Source organism: Synechococcus sp. PCC 6716, assembly GCF_022570815.1.
Classification (GTDB): Bacteria; Cyanobacteriota; Cyanobacteriia; order Thermosynechococcales; family Thermosynechococcaceae; genus Thermosynechococcus; species Thermosynechococcus lividus.
Genome location: NZ_JAKLTU010000064.1, coordinates 1 through 2,145 on the forward strand (window position 1 = coordinate 1; position 2,145 = coordinate 2,145).

1 protein-coding gene is annotated in these 2,145 nt (G+C 52.3%); it reads right to left on the bottom strand.

Translation table 11 applies throughout. The features are described from left to right. Positions 1 to 2,145 (bottom strand): tetratricopeptide repeat protein (locus tag L5220_RS14195; RefSeq protein WP_499574301.1); only part of this gene is annotated, 2,145 nt, incomplete at both ends.

The following is a 2,145-nucleotide window of genomic DNA, read 5'->3' on the forward strand; positions in this document are numbered from 1 at the left end:
AATGCCTGTACCAGACGTGTTAGGGCTGGCTCAATTTGGTTGAGCCTCCAATACAACAGCGCCAAGTTGCTCAGGGCCGTGGCCACTTCTGGATGRTTGGTGCCTAGGGCTTGCTCCAAAATTACCAAGCTGCGCTGTAGTAAAGGTTCGACCTTGCTATATTCCCCTTGTGCTTCATACAACAGCGCCAAGTTGTTGAGGGYGGTGGCCACTTCTGGATGATTGGTACCTAGGGCTTGTTGCGTTATCGCTAAACTGCGCAAGTACAGAGATTCTGCCTCACTATGCTGGCCTTGCGTTTGATACAGCACCGCCAAGTTGTTGAGGGTCGTGGCCACTTCTGGATGGTTGGCGCCTAGGGCTTGCTCCAAAATCACCAAGCTGCGCTGTAGTAAAGGTTCGGCCTTGCTATATTCCCCTTGTGCTTCATACAGCAGCGCCAAGTTATTGAGGGTCGTGGCCACTTCTGGATGGTTGGTGCCTAGGGCTTGCTCCAAAATTACCAAGCTGCGTTGGTAAAGCGGTTCGGCTTTGGCGTATTGCCCTTGCTTTTCATACAGTAGCGCCAAGTTATTGAGGGTCGTGGCCACTTTTGGATGGTTGGCGCCTAGGGCTTGCTCCAAAATCACCAAGCTGCGCTGTAGTAAAGGTTCGGCCTTGCTATATTCCCCTTGTTCTTCATACAGCAGCGCCAAGTTATTGAGGGTCGTGGCCACTTCTGGATGGTTGGTGCCTAGGGCTTGCTCCAAAATTACCAAGCTGCGTTGGTAAAGCGGTTCGGCTTTGGCGTATTSCCCTTGCTTTTCATACAGCAGCGCCAAGTTATTGAGGGTCGTGGCCACTTCTGGATGGTTGGTGCCTAGGGCTTGCTCCAAAATTACCAAGCTGCGCTGTAGTAAAGGTTCGACCTTGCTATATTCCCCTTGTGCTTCATACAACAGCGCCAAGTTGTTGAGGGTAGTGGCCACTTCTGGATGGTTGGTGCCTAGGGCTTGCTCCCTGATCGCCAAACTGCGCTGCAATAGCGGTTCGGCTTTGCTATATTCCCCTTGTGCTTGATACAACCCYGCCAAGTTGTTCAGGGATTGGGCGACATCTGGGTGATTGGCACCTAAAACTCGTTCCCTTAACGCCAAACTGCGCTGGTAAAGAGGTTCGGCTTTGTTATATTCCCCTTGTGCTGCATAGGACCCTGCCAAGTTGTTGAGGRCAGCGGCCACATTTGGGTGGCTAGCCCCTAGGGTCTGTTGCAAAATTGCCAAACTGCGCTGGTATAGGGGTTCGGCTTTACTATATTCCCCTTGTGCTTCATACAGCAGCGCCAAGTTATTGAGGGTCGTGGCCACTTCTGGATGGTTGGTGCCTAGGGCTTGCTCCCTGATCGCCAAACTGCGCTGCAGTARMGGTTCGACCTTGCTATATTCCCCTTGTGCTTCATACAACCCTGCCAAGTTGTTGAGGACAGCGGCCACATTTGGGTGGCTAGCCCCTAGGGTCTGTTCCAATAACGCCAAACTGCGCTGGTAAAGAGGTTCGGCTTTGTTATATTCCCCTTGTGCTGCATAGGACAACGCCAAGTTGTTGAGTGTGGTGGCCACTTTTGGATGGTTGGCCCCTAGGGTCTGTTGCAAAATTGCCAAACTGCGCTGGTATAGGGGTTCGGCTTTACTATATTGGCCTTGCTCTCGATACAGTAGCGCCAAGTTGTTGAGGGTCGTGGCCACTTCTGGATGGTTGGTGCCCAAGGCTTGCTCCCTGATTGCCAAGCTTCGCTGCAATAGCGGTTCGGCTTTGGCATACTGCCCTTGCTYTYGATACAGTAGCGCCAAGTTGTTCAGGGATTGGGCGACATCTGGGTGATTGGCACCTAAAACTCGTTCCCTTAACGCCAAACTGCGCTGGTAAAGCGGTTCGGCTTTGTTATATTCCCCTTGTGCTTGATACAACCCTGCCAAGTTGTTGAGGACAGCGGCCACATTTGGGTGGCTAGCCCCTAGGGTCTGTTGCAAAATTGCCAAACTGCGCTGGTATAGAGGTTCGGCTTTGCTATATTCCCCTTGTGCTTCATACAGCAGCGCCAAGTTATTGAGGGTCGTGGCCACTTCTGGATGGTTGGTGCCCAAGGCTTGCTCCCTGATCACCAAG